The organism is Polaromonas sp. A23 (genome assembly GCF_002001015.1).
Taxonomy (GTDB): domain Bacteria; phylum Pseudomonadota; class Gammaproteobacteria; order Burkholderiales; family Burkholderiaceae_C; genus Polaromonas.
The window spans coordinates 58,307-74,381 of record NZ_MUNO01000007.1 but is presented as its reverse complement, the minus strand read 5'-3'; the positions used below and the strand labels follow the sequence as shown (position 1 = coordinate 74,381).

Below are 16,075 nucleotides of genomic sequence, written 5' to 3'. Positions count from 1 at the left end.
TTGCACGTGAGCGCAGCACACGCGGCCAAATGAAGTCCCCCTCCATCGCCCAGCGGGGCGAGGGAGGGGTTAGGGGTGGGAGTGGGGAGTTGCGCCTACTGTCAAAAACAAACCCGAGGCGCAGCGTGATGCCTCAAAAAATCCCCAACAAAAGTCAACGCAAATCAGCGCCTCCAGCATATTCCTTACGCTCAATCAATTCAATCTTGTACCCATCCGGATCAGTGACAAACGCAATCACAGTCGTACCGCCTTTGACCGGTCCAGCCTCACGCGTCACATTGCCGCCAGCCGCCTTGATCTTTTCGCAAGCGGCGTAAGCATCGGGCACACCAAGCGCGATATGGCCGAAGGCTGTGCCCATGTCGTAGCTTTCGGTGCCCCAGTTCCAGGTCAGTTCAATCTCGGCATGTTCCGGGTTGTTGCCGTAGCCGACAAAAGCCAGGCTGTATTTGTACTCGGGGTTTTCCGAGGTCCGCAGCAGTTTCATGCCCAGAACCTGGGTGTAAAAATCAATGGCGCGCTGGAGATTACCAACGCGAAGCATGGTGTGTAGGAGTCGCATGGATGTAGGGGGTGGGAGTCGTGGATGGTCGATTGTCGCCAATCTTCGCTTCCTGTGCAGGACGCCCAGGTACAAGTCCAATAGCCGCGGCCATTGCCGATGAGGGCTTCACGGCTGAATTTTTTGTCGCCCTAGGCTGTTGGCCTCAGAACCTCGAGCATTTTGCCTTGCAGCAACTTCATGTCACCGGTTTTCAGGATGTGGCCATTCATGCCCGCCCTCAAGGCTGTTTTGACGTCAAGCTCTTCGGAGTTTCCGGTAAACGCCAGGATAAAAATGTCCTGATGCTCCCAATCCCGCGAACGGATGGCTTGAGTCGTTTGCACACCGTTCAGGTCGGGCATGTTCATGTCCATCAAGATCAAATCGACACACGGCGTGTTGTGCAAATGGGTCAAAACCTGGCGTCCCCCTTCGGCCTCCAACACTGTCAAGCCCCAGCTTTTGAGGCAGTCGCCCACCATCAAGCGGTTAAGTTCGTCGTCTTCGGCCAATATGACGGTTTTGCCTTCCAGCACGTCACTGGAGATGGGCGGCCTGGCCGTTTGCGTCGGAGTTTGCAAAGCCGTTGCGGCCTCGCTTATCCTGGCTTGCGGCAACAAGGGGAAAGTCAACGTGAACTGTGTAAATTCACCCACCACGGAGTCGCACACAATGTCGCCGCCAAAGCTTTGCATGGTTCGTTTGCAATAAGGCAGCCCAAGGCCTGTCCCTTCAGTTTTCCCCGAGGTCATGAAGGACTCAAACAGGTGCGCCAAAACTTCTTTGTCGATACCAGGCCCCGTGTCCCTGACGGTCACCTTGTGATCGTCTACCGTCAACACGATGGTCGCATCGGGCTTCTGTTCGAGGTAATAGAGTGCGTTCTTGATCAGGTTGAAGAGCACAAAAACGTAGGGAGTCTCATCACCGTAAAAAATGAAGTCTTTCACGACATGCACTGTGATGCGATCACGGAAATTTCCGTGATCGTCGTGAACGCTTCTCTCGACAAAACTGTATTCGTCTACCGCCTTCCGGGTAGCCTTTGCGGCGGACAGGTAGACAAACCGGCTGCGGTCCACTGCCCCGGATTTGAGGGAACCCAGAATCAGGTCGATTACCTGGTGGCCCCGGTGCACCGCAATTTGTCCCGTGTTGACAAACTGACGCATGCGGGAAATATCTTCAGCCGGAATTGCGTTGCCGTTGACCGGCAGCATCTCACCGATGCTCTCCAGGCTCATCTTGGCCTGCCCCAGCGGGTTGCGCATTTCATGGGCAATGGAGCCGGCAAGAGAGTTTGCAAGGCGCAATTTTTCGGCGTCTATTTGCTTTTCCGAGAGCTTGAACGCAGCGCCGCCAATAAGAATCAACAGGTAAGCCGGAATTTGGGCCACCATATCCATGGGTATTGAAGGATGAGGGGTGATGGCCACGTAAAGCAGTGCTGCGCTACCGCAACCGATCAGGAGCATGGCAATCGTGTTGCGCCAGTCCGCAATCATGACCAGAAAACTGAGCGCGATAAAACAATTGGAAATCGCAGGGATGCCTCCGTGCCGTTTCAGTGAAAGAAATACATTGAAAAACGGCAGGCAATAGATCAATGCCCAATACGAGTAGACAAAGTAGTATTTTTTGAGTTTCTGGGGCCACTGATTTTTCATGGCCAGCACGGTAAAAAGAATGACGACCAGCACCCGCATTTCCAGGTCATCGTAGGGCCGGGGATTGGGTTTCGTGAACCGTATCAGGTAAAACACCACATAGGCCAGGGCGCCGACGATGCCGATGTACTTGAGCAACGGCCTGCCATGCGTGTGGTAAGCCTCATAGTGGCCATAGAGTCTTTTCAACCAGCCCATATATTTTCAATTCCATTTGCGCAGGAAAATTACCAATAAAAACTTCGCCGATCTACGGCGAGGCAGGCGGCTGGCGTATGAATATTTCCCGCATAAGTCACTGACACGCAAACGTTACTGAGACGCAGACGATCTGAGAATATCCGTTACATGTCCATGTATCAAGGCATACGATTCGTCCGCCCCATCCACCCGTAAATTGTTGGCGATGGTGGAAAACCCGAAACGCCTGTAAAGCCGGCTCAGCACGGGCGTGCAGGATGCAAAAAGGTTTCGCCCGTCGGTATGCTGGGCGAGATACGAAACCCCAAGAGATATGCATTTCTTCACAAGATCAGGGCCGCTTCTGTAGTCGGGATTCAATACAAGGCGCCCGATTTCCCAGCTGTTTTGGCGGATCGGCAGTTCGATCAGTTGCTTTTGCGCCAACAGCTTTTCCAGCGACGTCAGTCCCATATGCATGGGAACGAGCCTCAAGGTGCCAATGTCGACGCCCTGAAATTCGAACGCAAACACAAAACCAAATTTGTCTCTTTTTTTTCTTGTTCAAAAAACTGCGCGTCACGGAACCCGGACGGCAGCTTGATGTGGTCGCGCAGGCTCTGGACTTTCTCTATCTTTGATGGCGTATTGAGATGACGAAGCGTGATTTCTTCGATGAAATTTTTCTGGTGAGGCGAAATGTGGGGTGTTCCCCCGTTGGAGAAGAATGCTCCCCGAGCACCCAGAGACTGGCGCAGAGCTTGAACGGCGCTCGATGCTGGGTCGTTCAGATAAGTCGTCATTGCATCTCCAGGTTAAATGGTCTCCACCAAATGGTTCATTTCGCTTTTCTTCCAGGCCAATGAACATCCGACTTCTTTGTTGTTCTCACGAGTACTTTCGTATTCCACAAGTGTCACAGCTTCATTTTTTTCTTTTATGTTCGCGAAGTCTATGCGTCACGCAAGGTTGAATCAATCTTTCACCCTGTCAGAAATGACAGGGGCACCTCGCTTATTTCGCTTGAAATAAGGGCTTGAATCAAAAAAGGAACACAAATGTTCTAAGGCGGACCGTCAATGGGTGTCTCGCCCGGTGCAGCCACTGCGCGTTGTTTGTTGATAGCCGCCACGGCGCCTTGTGGCGCACTTACCCAGGGATTACTTCTGCGCCACCTCGAACACCAGGCAGGTGGTGGTGGCATGCGCATACAGCTTGCCGTCGGGCCCGACAATGCGCGCTTCTGCGGTTGCCAGTTGCCGGCCGCAGTGAATGACGGTGCCAATGGCACGCAGCGGCCCGGTCTTGTGTGAGGCGGCGCGCACGATGTTCACGCCGAGTTCAGCCGTGGTGTAGGCCCGGCCGGCGGGCATCATGGTGTGCACTGCGCAGCCGAGCGCCGAGTCCAGCAGCGTTGCGTACCAGCCGCCATGCACGGTGCCCAGCGGGTTGTAGTGCTTGAGTTGCGGGGTTCCCTGAAAAACAGCTTTGCCGGGACCGACTTCCACCAACGAAAAATCCAGGGTGTCGGCAATGTGGGGAAAGGGAAGTTCGCCGGCCAGCATGGCTTCCATCGTTTCTAGGCCAGTTTTGCCGGCCACCATCTCGGGGCGGGCCAGGCCCGGCTTGCCGCCGCCGGCCAGCATGCGTTCAACGACCGTGTTGCGCTGCTCGTTCCACTGTGCCAATGTTTCCTCAGGGGTCATTGCTTCTCCTTTTGATTGCATATACAACAATTGTAGCTACAATTGGATCATGAATTCTGCCACCACCTTACCAGCACCCGTTCACCTGCGTCCGCAGGGGTGCACCAACCTCAAATTACGCCAGCTGATGCGACGGGTCGCGCAGCACTATGACGCGGAGGTTGGCAAGAGCGGGCTCAAGGGAACGCAGTATTCGCTGCTGTCCTATGTCGTGAAGTTCGGGCCCCTTCGTCCCGGCGACCTGGCGCGTGAAATGAAGATTGATGCCTCGACGCTGACGCGCAACCTCAAGCCCATGGTCGCCAATGGTTGGCTGGAACTGGCGCCCGGCAGCGACGGGCGCAGCCGGCTGGTCAGCGTTACCGATGCGGGCCGTGAAAAACGCACCGAAGCGCAGCGCCGCTGGCGCGTTGCGCAGGAGGGCATCAACCAATTGCTGGGTGTCGAACGTGTGCTGGCCCTGCACGCGTTGATCGATGAATCGCTGGAGCGCCTGTCCCCTTTGTATGGAGCACAAGATGAATAAACCGAAAAACGTCGCGGCTCCTGTCGCTCCCAAAAACACCGTACTCTGGCTGGTGCTGCTGGCTGCGGCCGGAACCTTTGCCCTGACCATGGGCGTGCGACAGACCATGGGCCTGTTCCTGTCGGCACTCAACACCTCGACCGCGTTGGGTATAGGCAGCATCAGCCTGGCTTTTGCCTTCGGCCAGCTCTGGTGGGGGCTGACGCAGCCTTTCGCCGGCGCCGTGGCCGATCGCATAGGAACCGGGCGTGTCATTTTTCTGGGGGTGCTCCTGGTCGCTATTGGCACCATCATCACGCCACTAATGACCAGCACCGCGGGGCTGATCTTCGCCATCGGCGTGCTGGCCGCGGGCGGTGCAGGCATGGCTGGCCCTTCGGTGCTGATGGCGGCGACTGCACGCCTGGTGCCGCTGGAAAAACGCGGCTTTGCCAGCGGCATTGTCAATGCAGGTGGCTCCTTCGGACAGTTTGCGATGGCGCCGATTGCGGTGGGCCTGACCGCCGCAGTTGGCTGGGCCAACGCGATGCAGTGGCTCGGCGTGTTGTTGCTGCTGGCGTTGCCGGCGGTATGGGTGCTCAAGGGCAATTCGAAGGCACTGGCCGCGCAGGCCGCGGCAGCCTCGGGCAAGAAAGCACTGAGCGCCCGCGAGGCCATCAGCCAGGCGCTGGCCACGCCGAGTTACCGCTACCTGAGCCTGGGCTTTCTGGTGTGCGGGTTTCACGTTGCCTTTCTGGCCACGCACTTGCCGGGCGTGGTGGCCGCGTGCGGCCTGCCGCCCGAAGTGGGTGGCTGGTCGCTCGCCATGATCGGCCTGTTCAACATTGTCGGCAGCCTGGCCATGGGCTGGGCGGTGGGCCGCTGGCGCATGAAGTCGCTGCTGGCGCTGCTGTATGCAACACGCGGCCTGGCGGTGCTGGTGTTTCTGCTGGCCCCCAAGACGCCAGCGGTGATGCTGATTTTTGCGGCCGTCATGGGTGTGACTTTCCTGTCGACAGTTCCCCCAACGGTGGGCCTGGTGGCCAAGATGTTCGGCACGGCCAACATGGCCATGTTGTTCGGCATCGTGATGCTGGCCCATCAGGTCGGTGGCTTCTTCGGCGCCTTCCTCGGCGGTTATGTGTTCCAGGCGACCGGCAGTTATGACTGGGTCTGGTACATCGACATCGTGTTGGCCGCGGGTGCCGCGCTGGTGAACCTGCCGATCCGGGAAGCCCGCCTGGCCCGGCCGGCAGCAGCCTGAACATCGAGGCTTTGGGAAACTGCAATGACTACCAACACGCCGCCTCTTTATCTCGAGGATCTCCATGTGGGCGACCGCTTCGTCAGCGCGGAACACGCCATGGACGAGGCGCAGATCAAGGCCTTCGCCACGCAGTTTGATCCGCAGCCTTTCCATCTTGACGATGCAGCCGCCAGGGACACTTTGTTCGGCGGCCTGGCCGCGAGCGGCTGGCACACCGCCGCCGTCACCATGCGCCTGCTGGTCACCAGCGGGTTGCCGCTTGCAGGGGGCATCGTCGGTGCAGGCGGGGAGCTCAGCTGGCCGCAGCCGACGCGTCCGGTGGATGTGCTGCATGTCGTGAGTGAGGTCACCCATGTTCAGCCTTCGCGCTCCAGGCCTGACCGCGGCATGGCGACAGTGCGCAGCGAAACCCGCAACCAGCAGGGTGAAGTCCTGCAGGTGTCCACCATGCGCGTGGTGGTTCCTTGCCGGCCGGGGCTCAGCGCATGAGCACCATCGACCCGCGCACGCGCTTGCTGCTGGAAGCTCCCATCGCCTCGACGCTGCTGCGTCTGGCGGCGCCCAATGTGCTGGTCATGTTGGCGCAAGCAGGCGTTGGTTTGATAGAAACATACTTCGTCGGCAAGTTGGGCACCGACGCGCTGGCCGGCATGGCTCTGGTGTTTCCGGTGGTGATGCTGATGCAGATGACCTCGGCCGGCGCCATGGGCGGCGGCATTGCCTCGGCGATTGCGCGTGCGCTGGGTGCGCGGCGCCGGGACGATGCCGATGCGCTGGTGCTGCATGCCATCGTCATCGCCGCCGTGTTTTCGGCGGTGTTCATGGTCGCTGTGCTGGGCGGCGGCCGCTGGCTGTATGGCCGCATGGGTGGCACCGGCGGTGCGCTGGACGCCGCCATGGTGTATTCCAACTGGGTGTTCGCCGGTGCGGCGCTGATCTGGATTTTCAACACGCTGTCGGCCGTGATACGCGGCACCGGCAACATGGCAGTGCCGGCCAATGTCACGGTGCTGGGCGCGCTGGTGTTGCTGCCGCTGTCGCCCCTGCTGATCTTCGGCTGGGGCCCGCTGCCCGGGCTGGGCATTGCCGGCGGCGCCATCGCGATGCTGGCCTATTACCTGGTGGGCAGCGTGGTGCTGGCGGCTTACCTGTGGTCACCGAAAAGCCTGCTGCGGCCTTCGTTCGCGCACATACGCTTTCGCTGGGCGCTGTTCAAGGACATCCTGCGTGTCGGCCTGGTCGGCACCGTGTCCACGGTGGCCACCAACCTGGCCATAGGCATCACCACCGCGCTGGTAGGCGGCTTCGGCACGGCGGCCATCGCTGGTTATGGCACGGCTTCGCGGCTGGAATATCTGCTGGTGCCGCTGGTGTTCGGTTTCGGCGCACCGATGGTGGCCATGGTCGGCACCTGCATGGGCGCGGGCCAGCATGAGCGGGCCTTGCGTGCCACCTGGATAGGCGCGGCCATGGCTTTTGCGATGGCCGAAGTCATTGGCCTGTGGGCGGCATTTTTTCCGCAAGCCTGGCTCTCGTTGTTCAACAGCGACCCGGCCATGATCGAAGCCGGCAGCGCTTACCTGAGGGTGGTGGGGCCGGTTTATGGCTTCTTCGGCCTCGGCCTGGCGCTTTACTTTGCATCGCAGGGGGCGGGGCGGCTGCTCTGGCCGGTGCTTGGCAACCTGGCACGGCTGGCCGTGGCCCTCACAGGCGGCTGGTTGGCCTTGCGCTGGGGTGGCGGCCTGACTGGCGTTTTCCTGGCGCAGGCCGTGGCAATGGTGATCTATGGCGTGCTCAATGCCTGGGCGATTGCCGGCGGCGCGTGGTTTGGTGGTGTCGGCTGGCCACGCAGCACGGCGGGCTTGCTGAAAAGAATGCCGTCCGCCGGGGTTTGAAGCAAAAAAGGCTTCCAGTCCAATAGCCACGGGCGAAAGCAGCTATGTATTCAGTAGCGTATGGCTGCGAACTCAAGCCGGCGGTGTGAAGGCCGCTCGTGCCGCCAGCGCCGGTTCGCGGCTGGCGCAGCCCTCCAGGTGGTCGTTGACCAGGCCCATGGCCTGCATGAAGGCGTACATCGTGGTCGGCCCGACAAAAGTCCAGCCGCGTTTCTTCAGGTCTTTGGACAGCACCGCCGAGGCGGGCGAATGGGACAGGGCGCGCACGGCTTCCAGCGTGACTTGTTCCGGCCGGCTCGCAGCATCCGGCTCAAGCCGCCAGACGTAAGCACCCAGTGAGCCGAATTCACGGCGCAGCTCCAGCACGCGTTGGGCGTTGTTGATGGTCGAGGCGATCTTGCCGGCGTGCCGCACGATGCCTGCATCGCCGAGCAGGCGCTGGACATCAGCGGTATCAAACCGCGCCACCTGTTCGGCGTCGAAGTTGGCGAACGCGCTGCGAAAGGCCTCGCGCTTGTTCAGGATGGTCAGCCAGCTCAGGCCGGCCTGAAAACCTTCGAGGCAGATTTTTTCGAACAGCCTTCGCTCGTCGGCCACAGGAAAGCCCCATTCGGTGTCGTGGTAATGGCGGTACAGCGGCGTGGCCTGGCACCAGGCGCAGCGCGTGCTGGAGGCTTCGTCGGTAAAAAGGCCGGAGGGTGTGGCATCAGCAGGCATGCCTGATTCTAGTTTTGAGGCGAGCAGTGCGAGGTGTTCCGTTCACCCCAGCCACACGCCGAGCCAGACCGCAGCAATGACCAGCACCAGCCCCGGAACAATACGCGCCGCGTAGGCGGCACCACCTGCGTGGAAAGCCACAACCGCTTTCATCAGCGAGTTGGTGCTCAGGCCAGCGACGATGGGCCAGAGCGCTGCGTCCAGTGGCAGCTTGCCGGCCTTGACCAGCGAGGCCACCGAGGCGGCGGTCGCATGGGCGTCGACCAGGCCGGTCACGCCAGCGCCCAGCAGGGTGCCGCGTGTACCCAGCCAGGCGCTGAGGGCTGCCGACACCACCAGCACGACGCTGACCACGGCTGCAAAGGACACCGCGGTTTTCAGGTCAAAGGCGCGGCCAATGTCCTGGTTTTCCGGCGAGCCATGCGGTTTGCCTGCCGCTGCAGTTTCGCGTGGAAAGAACAGCAGGCTGTAGGCGCAGGCTGCAACGCCGCCGAGCAGCAGCGGCCATAGCAGCGCGTCAAGCAGTGCGGGCTGCACCGCTGCCACCACGACGGCCAGCTGGACGATGGTGGCAACGCTGGAGAGCACCGCCCCGGCGATCGCCCCGTCAGCCTGTGTGCTTGACCCGGCTGCACGCGTACCCATGGCATGAATGGTGGCGGTGCTCGATATGAAGCCGGCCGCAAACCCGGCCAGCGGCAGGCCGTAACGCGGCCCCAGGGCGCGTGTCGCCACATAACCGAGTGCGCTGATGGCCATCACCAGCACCACAAGACGCGTGGTGGCGTAAGGATTGACGGCATCGAAAGGCCCCATGAACCGGTCCGGGGCCAGCGGCAGCACGATCAGCGCCGCTGCTGAGAACAACAAGGCGTCATGTAACTCGTGTTCGGTCAGTACGCGGGACACAAAATGGTGAAGGCGGGTTTTCGCCGCCAGTAGCGCGGCCAGTGCCGCCCCCACGCCGGCCGCCAGAACCGCATGGCGCATGGCCAGCCCGCCGAGCAGGCAGGTCAGCAGCAGGGCGGCTTCTGTGGTCATCCCGGGGTCGTCCTCGCGCGTGCGGAGGTAGGAGGCCAGGGCCAGCGCACCCACCACCAATGTCACGGCCACCAGCACCGCGGTGTCGCCCAGCAGTGCCGCGACGCCGCCGAGCAGGGCGACGATGGCGAAAGTCCGTATGCCGGCCGCCCCGCGTGTGGGACCGCTGCCTTTGCGCCGCTCACGCTCCGCGCCAATCAGCAGGCCGATGCCGAGCGCCACGCTCAGGCCCAGCAGTGTGGAAGAGTCAGCCTGGGGCAGCACTGCGGCAGTTCCTGAAACACCCAATCAGGTGATCACGCGTTGGGGCGCAGGCGCTGCGCGCGCAACCGCAGCGCGTTGCTGATCACTGACACGGAGCTCAGGCTCATGGCGAGAGCCGCAATCATGGGCGACAGCAGCCAGCCCGTGAAGGGATAGAGAAGCCCCGCCGCAAGCGGCACACCCAGCGCGTTGTAAATGAAGGCGAAGCCGAGGTTCTGCTTCATGTTGGCGATGGTGGCCTGCGAAATGATGCGGGCCTGCGCAATGCCGCGCAGGTCGCCTTTGACCAGCGTGATCTGCGCGCTGTTCATGGCCACGTCGGTGCCGGTGCCCATGGCTATGCCGACATCGGCCTGCGCCAGGGCCGGGGCATCGTTGATGCCGTCGCCCGCCATCGCAACCACATGGCCTTCGCCCTGCAGCCGCTTGACAAGCACCAGCTTGTCAGCGGGTTTGACTTCTCCATGCACTTCGTCGATACCCAGCCGTGCGGCCACCGCCTTGGCGGTGGTCTGGCCATCACCGGTGGCCATGATGACGCGCAGGCCCGCGGCCTTCAGCGCTGCCAGCGCCTCGGGCGTGCTGGCCTTGACCGGATCGGCCACAGCCAGCAGGCCGGCGAGCTGGCCGTCCACCGCGAGGTGCATCACGCTGGCGCCTTCGGCGCGCAGCGCTTCAGCCTGAGACAGCAGTGTGTCCACCGCAACACCGGCTTGCGCCATCAGCGCCGTGTTGCCGAGTGCGAGCGCCCGGCCGGCCACGCGCCCGCTGACGCCAATACCGCTGGCTGATTCGAAACTCTCGGGCTTGTCGAGTGAAAGACCGCGCTCGCGCGCAGCGCTCACAATCGCTTCGGCCAGCGGGTGTTCGCTGCCCTGGTCCAGGCTGGCAGCCAGCCGCAGCACCTCGTCGGCGCTGAAACCTGCGGCAGGGACCGCCCGGTCAAACGCCGGCTTGCCGGCCGTTAGCGTGCCGGTTTTGTCGACGATCAGCACATCGACCTTGCGGAGGTGTTCGATCGCAGCGGCATCACGAAAAAGAATGCCCTGACCCGCAGCCTTGCCGGTGGCGACCATGATGGACATCGGTGTGGCCAGTCCCAGTGCGCAGGGACAGGCGATGATGAGCACCGCCACGGCGTTGATCAGGCCATACACCCAGCTCGGTTGCGGCCCGAAAAATCCCCAGCCGAAGAAGGTCAGCACCGCGATGGCGACCACGGCCATCACGAACCAGCCGGCGACCTGGTCGGCCATGCGTTGCATCGGCGCCTTGGAGCGCTGGGCCTGCGCGACCATCTGCACGATCTGCGACAGCATGGTCTGTGCGCCGACGCGCTCGGAGCGCATGACCAGGGCGCCGCTGGTGTTGAGCGTGGCGCCTATGAGTTTGTCGCCGGGGCGCTTGCTCACCGGCAATGGTTCTCCGGTCAGCATCGATTCGTCAACGGCACTGCTGCCTTCGGTGACCACCCCATCGACAGGCACTTTCTCGCCGGGGCGTACACGCAGACTGTCGCCCACATGCACATGGGTCAGCGGCACGTCTTCTTCCGTGCCGTCGGACTGGATGCGGCGGGCTGTCTTGGGCACCAGGCCCAGCAGCGACTTGATCGCCGCCGAGGTCTGCGAACGCGCTTTCAATTCCAGCATCTGGCCGAGCAAGGTGAGCGAGATGATGACGGCCGCCGCCTCAAAATAGACCGCGACGCGGCCCATGGAAACAAACGAGTCCGGGAAAACGCCCGGCGCCACCGTGGCCACGACGCTATAGGCAAAGGCGGCGCCGGTGCCCAGGCCGATGAGGGTCCACATGTTCGGACTGCGGTGGATCACCGACTGCGCACCCCGCACGAAGAAAGGCCAGCCCGCCCACAACACCACCGGCAGGCTGAGCACCAGTTCGATCCAGCTTTGCGTCGCCATGCCGAACCAGCCGAGCTGGTGGCCGAACATCGCCAACGCGGTGACCACCACAGTGAGCGGCAGCGTCCACCAGAAGCGGCGGGTGAAGGAGGCAAGTTCCGGGTTGTCGTCATCCTCCAGGCTGGGCATGACGGGCTCCAGCGTCATGCCGCAGATCGGGCAGGTGCCCGGGTGGTCCTGCCGGATCTGCGGATGCATGGGGCAGGTGTAGATCGCTCCGCCGGTTACCGCGGTATCGCCATGGGAGATCTCCGCTGCAGCGCCGGGTGCCGCTGTGCCGGTTCCATGGGAGGCATGAGTGTGATGAGTGTGGTTCATGAGGGGCATCCTTTTCTTTGCTGCAAGCCTGAAACAGGGCATCGAAAAAAGGATAAACCTTCCCACCGTGGAAAGGTCAAGCCCGCCGTTGGCTTTTGCCTGGAGTGGCCACGCCCTTCTTTGGGAGCGCTACAGACAGACTCAGGGTTTGGCCGGCGGCGGGGGCAGGCGATCCATCATCATCTGCATCATGGACTGCATCATTTCCATGCGTTTTTCCATCATCTGCTGGCGCGCGGCCGGGTCACCGCCCGGGCCTTGCATGTTGCCCATCATGCCGCCCATGCCGCCAGGCCCCATGCCACCCATCATGCCCATGCCTTCCTGCATGAGTTTGTGGTGTTCAGCCATCAAGGCGTTGCGTTCCTCGGGTGTCTTGGCGCGCCCCATGCGGTCGTGCATGGTGCGCATGGCTTTCATATGTTCGTCCATGCGTGCCATGGGCATGGGTTGACCCGGAGCGGTTGCCGACGCGCCGGGGTGGTGCGCTGAATGGCCGGGAGGGGTCTGGGCGCAGCCGGCCAGGCCGAGGGCTGCTGTTGCTGCGAGGATGGAAACAAGGCGAATCGACATGGTGAACTCCAGAAGGTGAGCGCCCAGTCTATTGAAACGGGGGCTTCTGCGGGCCACGTTTTGCGGCCCGCATGATCCATGTCAACTGCGCGAGGCCATCGGCCGCCGTTTCCGGCTCCCTAAACCGGCACGGTGTAGTTCAACGTCATGCGTCCGCCGTCGACCACGACAATTTCGCCGGTGATGTAGCTGGCGGCATCGCTGGCCAGGTAGGCGACGGTGTCGGCAATCTCTGAAGGTTCGCCCAGGCGCTTCATGGGGGTACGGCTCATGATTTTTGCCTTCGCATCCTCACTGGTCAGCACGGCTTTGGCGGCCAGTTCGGTGGCGATGGTGCCCGGCGCAACCGCATTCACGCGGATGCCCTGGTCGGCCAGGGCCAGCGCCATAACGCGCGTGAGCTGATTGATGCCGCCTTTGCTGACGTTGTAGCTGGCAATGGTGGGAATCGCCAGCACGCCGTTGACGGAGCTCATGTTGACAATGCTTCCCTTGCCTGCCTTGGCCATTTCCCGCGCCACGGCCTGACCCATCAGGAAGGAGCCCTTGAGGTTGATACGCAGCACCGCGTCGAAGTCGGCCTCGGTGACCTCCAGGAATTCTGCTGCCTTGAAAATGCCGGCGTTGTTGACCAGCACGTCGATGCGGCCGTGAGTGGCCATGGTTTGCGCAACCAGCGCATCGACCTGTGCCTTATCACTGACGTCGCAATGCACGTACAGCCCGCCCAGCTCGCTGGCCAGGGCGGCACCGTGTTTGTCGTCAACGTCGGCGATGACGACTTTGGCGCCTTCGCGCGCGAAACGCCGGATGCAGGCCTCGCCAATGCCCTGTGCGCCGCCGGTGACGATGCAGACCCGGCCGGCCAGCCCGAAGGAGATTTGTGAAGAATTGTTGGATGAAAGGGTGCTCATGCCCTTATGGTACCAGCGCAAGCCGCTATGAATTTCATAGCTGACACAGTCACTTCAGCGGGCAGCGTGCCGGGTTTGTAGAGCGCGGAACCGATGCCAAAACCGTTGGCTCCCGCATCCAGGTAGGGCTGCATGTTGTCCAGCGTGATGCCACCCACGGGAAGAACCATCGTGCCTGCCGGCAGTACCGCGCGCAGCGCCTTCACCACGGCCGGCGTGATCATTTCTGCAGGGAAAATTTTCAGGCCAGTGGCGCCGGCCTCCAACGCGGCAAAGGCCTCGCTGGCTGTCATGACGCCGGGCAGGCAGACCAGGCCCAGGCGGACTGCTTCGCGCACCACGGCCGGGTTGAAGTTGGGTGAAACGATCAGCTGCCCGCCTGCCGCATGCACTTGGCGCACGTCTTCCACGGTCAGCACCGTGCCTGCGCCCACCAGCGCGCGGGGCAATGCGGCGGCCAGCGTCTTGATGCTTTCAAGAGGCTGTGGTGAATTCAGGGGAACTTCGATCAGCGTCCAGCCGGTGGCTGCCAGTGCCTGCCCGATGGGCAAGGCTTCTGCGGGTTGCAGGCCGCGCAGGATGGCGACCAGTGGAATGGTTTGCAATGCGGCAGCAAATTTTTCTTGCGGACTCATGGTGTTTCCAGATGAAGGGTTTGCGCAAGCGCCCAAAGCCCGCGCCAGGTGGCTTCTGCGCCCGCACGTTGCACGCTCACGCCGTGCTGGGTGAGGGCGCGTTCGTAGCGCCGGGTCAGCGTATCCGATCCGATCAGCACCACGCTTGCATCCGCCGGCAGTGGCTGGGCTCGTAATTCTTCGCCAATCACCAGGCCTGAGAGAAAACTGGGCAAAGATGCTTGCGGCATGCGATCGAAGAGGGCCAGTGTGCGTGCGCTGAAGGCGGTTTGCAACAGGCTGCCGCCATGCAGGGCCAGCGCAATGCCCCGGTCAAACGACGGCCAGTCTTCACCGGGATCGGTATCGATGGTGGGCAGGGTGCGCGCCAAAATGGAATGCTGGCGCAGCAGCGCATAAAACTCACCGGTCATGAAAGTGCTGAACGCATCGATTTTTCCGTCGCGCACCGTGACCCATTTGCTGTGGGTGCCGGGAAGCACCAACAAGCCGCTGTGCATGCCGAGCAATTGCAGAGCGCCAAACACCTGGATTTCTTCCCCGCGCATCACGTCGGGTATCCCGTCGCGCTCGCAGCTCAGTCCCGGCACGATGGCGATACGACCGGCCTTGACCCAAGCCAGCCGGGAAGCCACTTCGTCGAAGCCCGCGGGGCAACTGCAGTAGGGCGCTTCCAGCCAGCCCTGTTTGCTGCCGGCCATTCCGGAAACAAGGCAAAGGGTGCCTGCATCCTTCATCCAGTCGCCGAAGCAGGCTTCAAAAACGTCTGCAAACTCTCCGGCGCCCACTGTCAGTATGCCGCGCGCAAATGCGCGTTCTTCCAGCACGGCGCCTGTGCTGTCCAGTCTCGCTCCGCGTAGAGACGAGGTGCCCCAGTCCACGGCCACCAGAGTTTGCATGGGCTTCAGCGCTGCAAGCCCCGCAGCGCGCCGGACGGGTAACTCGGCTGGCGGCAATCGGCAATGTACTGCTCGATGATGGCCTTGAATGAGGCGTCGGGCCTCAAGCCGAGCGCGTGTGCGCGATCGGCGGTGGCGCCGCGCGACCAGTTGGAAACAATACCGGCAATACGTTCATCGCGCTCAAAACGCACGCGCTTTCGCACCGCTGGACCAGCCACATCTTCCAGCGCCTGCAGCATGTCGTCGACGCGCACATTGAGCCCCGGCAGGTTGAGCGCCAGACGGCCACCCATGGCCTCGCGGCTGGCCTCAAACACGGTGATCAGCCCGCGCACGGTGTTCGATGGTGACGACATCGGGTGCGTCACGTCGGCATCGACCGGGCAAACCGTTTCCACGCCGGCCAGCGGCTCGCGGATGATGCCGCTGAAAAAAGATGACGCTGCGCCGTTGGGTTTGCCCGGACGCACGGTCACCGTCATCAGGCGGGCGGCGCGGCCGTCGATGAAGCCCTTGCGCGTGTAGTCGGCAATCAGGTATTCGCACATCAGCTTGTGGGTGCCGTAAGACGTCTGCGGTGAGGGCAGGGTGGTATCGGTCACCAGGTCGGGCAAGGGGTTGGCGTCGTCCGGTCCAAAGACCGCGACCGAACTGGCAAACACCAGCCGCGGCACATTGCCGGCTTGACGTAGCCCTTCGAGCAACAGGCGGGTGCTGTCGAGATTGGAGCGCAGGCCCAGCTCAAAGTCCAGCTCGCATTCGCCGGAGACGGCCGAGGCCAGGTGAAACACGGCATCAAAACCGCTGGAAAACAGCGCGCCCTGGTTCAACAGGGGACCCGTGTGCACGCGAACCCTTGCGTCCGCAACCAGGTCCGCAGGAGGGGCAAAGAGGTCGGCGATATGCAGTTCGGCGATGGTCTGCCCATTGAGCTGTCCGCTTTTAAGCAACTCCCGGGACAATCGGGCGCCCACAAAACCGGCGCCGCCGGTAACCAGTAATTTCATGTCAGCCCTTGG

Annotated in this window: 17 protein-coding genes; 4 read left to right on the top strand and 13 right to left on the bottom strand. The window is 62.1% G+C overall.

Features of this window, described 5'->3' with window-relative positions:
* Nucleotides 1–154: 154 nt before the first annotated feature.
* From gloA to B0B52_RS03525, 5 genes are all read right to left on the bottom strand, one after another.
* A complete protein-coding gene (gene gloA / locus B0B52_RS03540) occupies nucleotides 155–565 on the bottom strand; it encodes a lactoylglutathione lyase (protein WP_077592230.1) in 411 nt (136 codons plus the stop codon).
* Nucleotides 566–696: 131 nt separating this feature from the next.
* Complete coding sequence (locus B0B52_RS03535; RefSeq protein WP_077592229.1) at nucleotides 697–2,412, bottom strand: hybrid sensor histidine kinase/response regulator; 1,716 nt, start codon at nucleotides 2,410–2,412, stop codon at nucleotides 697–699.
* A 114-nt stretch (nucleotides 2,413–2,526) separates the two neighbouring features.
* Nucleotides 2,527–2,874, bottom strand: a complete 348-nt coding sequence (locus tag B0B52_RS03530; protein ID WP_139351800.1) for an N-acetyltransferase — start codon at nucleotides 2,872–2,874, stop codon at nucleotides 2,527–2,529.
* Nucleotides 2,875–2,885: 11 nt separating this feature from the next.
* Nucleotides 2,886–3,197, bottom strand: coding sequence for a hypothetical protein (locus B0B52_RS21990; protein ID WP_139351799.1), 312 nt, complete (start codon nucleotides 3,195–3,197; stop codon nucleotides 2,886–2,888).
* Between the two features lie 357 nt (nucleotides 3,198–3,554).
* Nucleotides 3,555–4,100: a PaaI family thioesterase gene (locus tag B0B52_RS03525; RefSeq protein WP_077592227.1), complete on the bottom strand. Its 546-nt coding sequence runs from the start codon at nucleotides 4,098–4,100 to the stop codon at nucleotides 3,555–3,557.
* Nucleotides 4,101–4,149: 49 nt separating this feature from the next.
* Here B0B52_RS03525 and B0B52_RS03520 point away from each other — a divergent pair, with 49 nt between their 5' ends.
* The 4 genes from B0B52_RS03520 to B0B52_RS03505 are packed head-to-tail and all read left to right on the top strand — an operon-like array spanning nucleotide 4,150 to nucleotide 7,767.
* Nucleotides 4,150–4,626, top strand: a complete 477-nt coding sequence (locus tag B0B52_RS03520; protein ID WP_077592226.1) for a MarR family winged helix-turn-helix transcriptional regulator — start codon at nucleotides 4,150–4,152, stop codon at nucleotides 4,624–4,626.
* Nucleotides 4,619–5,869, top strand: coding sequence for an MFS transporter (locus B0B52_RS03515; RefSeq protein ID WP_077592243.1), 1,251 nt, complete (start codon nucleotides 4,619–4,621; stop codon nucleotides 5,867–5,869). Before B0B52_RS03520 ends, B0B52_RS03515 begins: the two co-directional genes overlap by 8 nt.
* Nucleotides 5,870–5,893: 24 nt before the next feature.
* A complete protein-coding gene (locus B0B52_RS03510) occupies nucleotides 5,894–6,361 on the top strand; it encodes a MaoC family dehydratase (protein ID WP_077592225.1) in 468 nt (155 codons plus the stop codon).
* Nucleotides 6,358–7,767, top strand: a complete 1,410-nt coding sequence (locus tag B0B52_RS03505) for an MATE family efflux transporter (protein ID WP_077592224.1) — start codon at nucleotides 6,358–6,360, stop codon at nucleotides 7,765–7,767. The genes B0B52_RS03510 and B0B52_RS03505 overlap by 4 nt, the downstream gene beginning before the upstream one ends.
* Before the next feature lie 72 nt (nucleotides 7,768–7,839).
* Here B0B52_RS03505 and B0B52_RS03500 read toward each other — a convergent pair whose 3' ends face one another.
* The 8 genes from B0B52_RS03500 to denD all read right to left on the bottom strand — a co-directional run bounded on the left by B0B52_RS03500 (nucleotide 7,840) and on the right by denD (nucleotide 16,063).
* Nucleotides 7,840–8,484 (bottom strand): DNA-3-methyladenine glycosylase I, encoded by a 645-nt coding sequence (locus B0B52_RS03500; RefSeq protein WP_077592223.1) that lies wholly within the window; start codon nucleotides 8,482–8,484, stop codon nucleotides 7,840–7,842.
* A gap of 42 nt (nucleotides 8,485–8,526) precedes the next feature.
* The gene (locus tag B0B52_RS03495) at nucleotides 8,527–9,789 is read right to left on the bottom strand and encodes an MgtC/SapB family protein (protein ID WP_217349773.1); all 1,263 of its coding nucleotides are present in this window, start codon (nucleotides 9,787–9,789) and stop codon (nucleotides 8,527–8,529) included.
* A 32-nt stretch (nucleotides 9,790–9,821) separates the two neighbouring features.
* Complete coding sequence (locus B0B52_RS03490; protein ID WP_077592241.1) at nucleotides 9,822–12,032, bottom strand: copper-translocating P-type ATPase; 2,211 nt, start codon at nucleotides 12,030–12,032, stop codon at nucleotides 9,822–9,824.
* 141 nt (nucleotides 12,033–12,173) lie between these two features.
* Nucleotides 12,174–12,605 carry a hypothetical protein gene (locus B0B52_RS03485; RefSeq protein WP_077592222.1) on the bottom strand — a complete coding sequence of 144 codons (432 nt, stop codon included), beginning with the start codon at nucleotides 12,603–12,605 and terminating at the stop codon, nucleotides 12,174–12,176.
* Between the two features lie 119 nt (nucleotides 12,606–12,724).
* Nucleotides 12,725–13,519, bottom strand: a complete 795-nt coding sequence (locus B0B52_RS03480; RefSeq protein WP_077592221.1) for an SDR family NAD(P)-dependent oxidoreductase — start codon at nucleotides 13,517–13,519, stop codon at nucleotides 12,725–12,727.
* Nucleotides 13,516–14,154 (bottom strand): 2-dehydro-3-deoxy-6-phosphogalactonate aldolase, encoded by a 639-nt coding sequence (locus B0B52_RS03475; RefSeq protein WP_077592220.1) that lies wholly within the window; start codon nucleotides 14,152–14,154, stop codon nucleotides 13,516–13,518. Before B0B52_RS03475 ends, B0B52_RS03480 begins: the two co-directional genes overlap by 4 nt.
* Nucleotides 14,151–15,053 (bottom strand): 2-dehydro-3-deoxygalactonokinase, encoded by a 903-nt coding sequence (locus B0B52_RS03470; protein ID WP_077592219.1) that lies wholly within the window; start codon nucleotides 15,051–15,053, stop codon nucleotides 14,151–14,153. The genes B0B52_RS03475 and B0B52_RS03470 overlap by 4 nt, the downstream gene beginning before the upstream one ends.
* A gap of 5 nt (nucleotides 15,054–15,058) precedes the next feature.
* Nucleotides 15,059–16,063: a D-erythronate dehydrogenase gene (denD, locus tag B0B52_RS03465; protein WP_077592218.1), complete on the bottom strand. Its 1,005-nt coding sequence runs from the start codon at nucleotides 16,061–16,063 to the stop codon at nucleotides 15,059–15,061.
* Nucleotides 16,064–16,075 lie beyond the last annotated feature (12 nt).

Excerpts from the sequence above, each read along its gene's own strand:
- B0B52_RS03485 (WP_077592222.1), bottom strand. The coding sequence starts at position 12,605 with ATGTCGATTCGCCTTGTTTCCATCCTCGCAGCAACAGCAGCCCTCGGC.
- B0B52_RS03500 (WP_077592223.1), bottom strand. The coding sequence starts at position 8,484 with ATGCCTGCTGATGCCACACCCTCCGGCCTTTTTACCGACGAAGCCTCC.
- B0B52_RS03470 (WP_077592219.1), bottom strand. The coding sequence starts at position 15,053 with ATGCAAACTCTGGTGGCCGTGGACTGGGGCACCTCGTCTCTACGCGGA.
- B0B52_RS03530 (WP_139351800.1), bottom strand. The coding sequence starts at position 2,874 with ATGCATATGGGACTGACGTCGCTGGAAAAGCTGTTGGCGCAAAAGCAA.
- B0B52_RS03480 (WP_077592221.1), bottom strand. The coding sequence starts at position 13,519 with ATGAGCACCCTTTCATCCAACAATTCTTCACAAATCTCCTTCGGGCTG.
- gloA (WP_077592230.1), bottom strand. The coding sequence starts at position 565 with ATGCGACTCCTACACACCATGCTTCGCGTTGGTAATCTCCAGCGCGCC.
- denD (WP_077592218.1), bottom strand. The coding sequence starts at position 16,063 with ATGAAATTACTGGTTACCGGCGGCGCCGGTTTTGTGGGCGCCCGATTG.
- B0B52_RS03535 (WP_077592229.1), bottom strand. The coding sequence starts at position 2,412 with ATGGGCTGGTTGAAAAGACTCTATGGCCACTATGAGGCTTACCACACG.
- B0B52_RS03505 (WP_077592224.1), top strand. The coding sequence starts at position 6,358 with ATGAGCACCATCGACCCGCGCACGCGCTTGCTGCTGGAAGCTCCCATC.
- B0B52_RS03520 (WP_077592226.1), top strand. The coding sequence starts at position 4,150 with ATGAATTCTGCCACCACCTTACCAGCACCCGTTCACCTGCGTCCGCAG.
- B0B52_RS03490 (WP_077592241.1), bottom strand. The coding sequence starts at position 12,032 with ATGAACCACACTCATCACACTCATGCCTCCCATGGAACCGGCACAGCG.
- B0B52_RS03525 (WP_077592227.1), bottom strand. The coding sequence starts at position 4,100 with ATGACCCCTGAGGAAACATTGGCACAGTGGAACGAGCAGCGCAACACG.
- B0B52_RS03515 (WP_077592243.1), top strand. The coding sequence starts at position 4,619 with ATGAATAAACCGAAAAACGTCGCGGCTCCTGTCGCTCCCAAAAACACC.
- B0B52_RS03475 (WP_077592220.1), bottom strand. The coding sequence starts at position 14,154 with ATGAGTCCGCAAGAAAAATTTGCTGCCGCATTGCAAACCATTCCACTG.
- B0B52_RS21990 (WP_139351799.1), bottom strand. The coding sequence starts at position 3,197 with ATGACGACTTATCTGAACGACCCAGCATCGAGCGCCGTTCAAGCTCTG.
- B0B52_RS03510 (WP_077592225.1), top strand. The coding sequence starts at position 5,894 with ATGACTACCAACACGCCGCCTCTTTATCTCGAGGATCTCCATGTGGGC.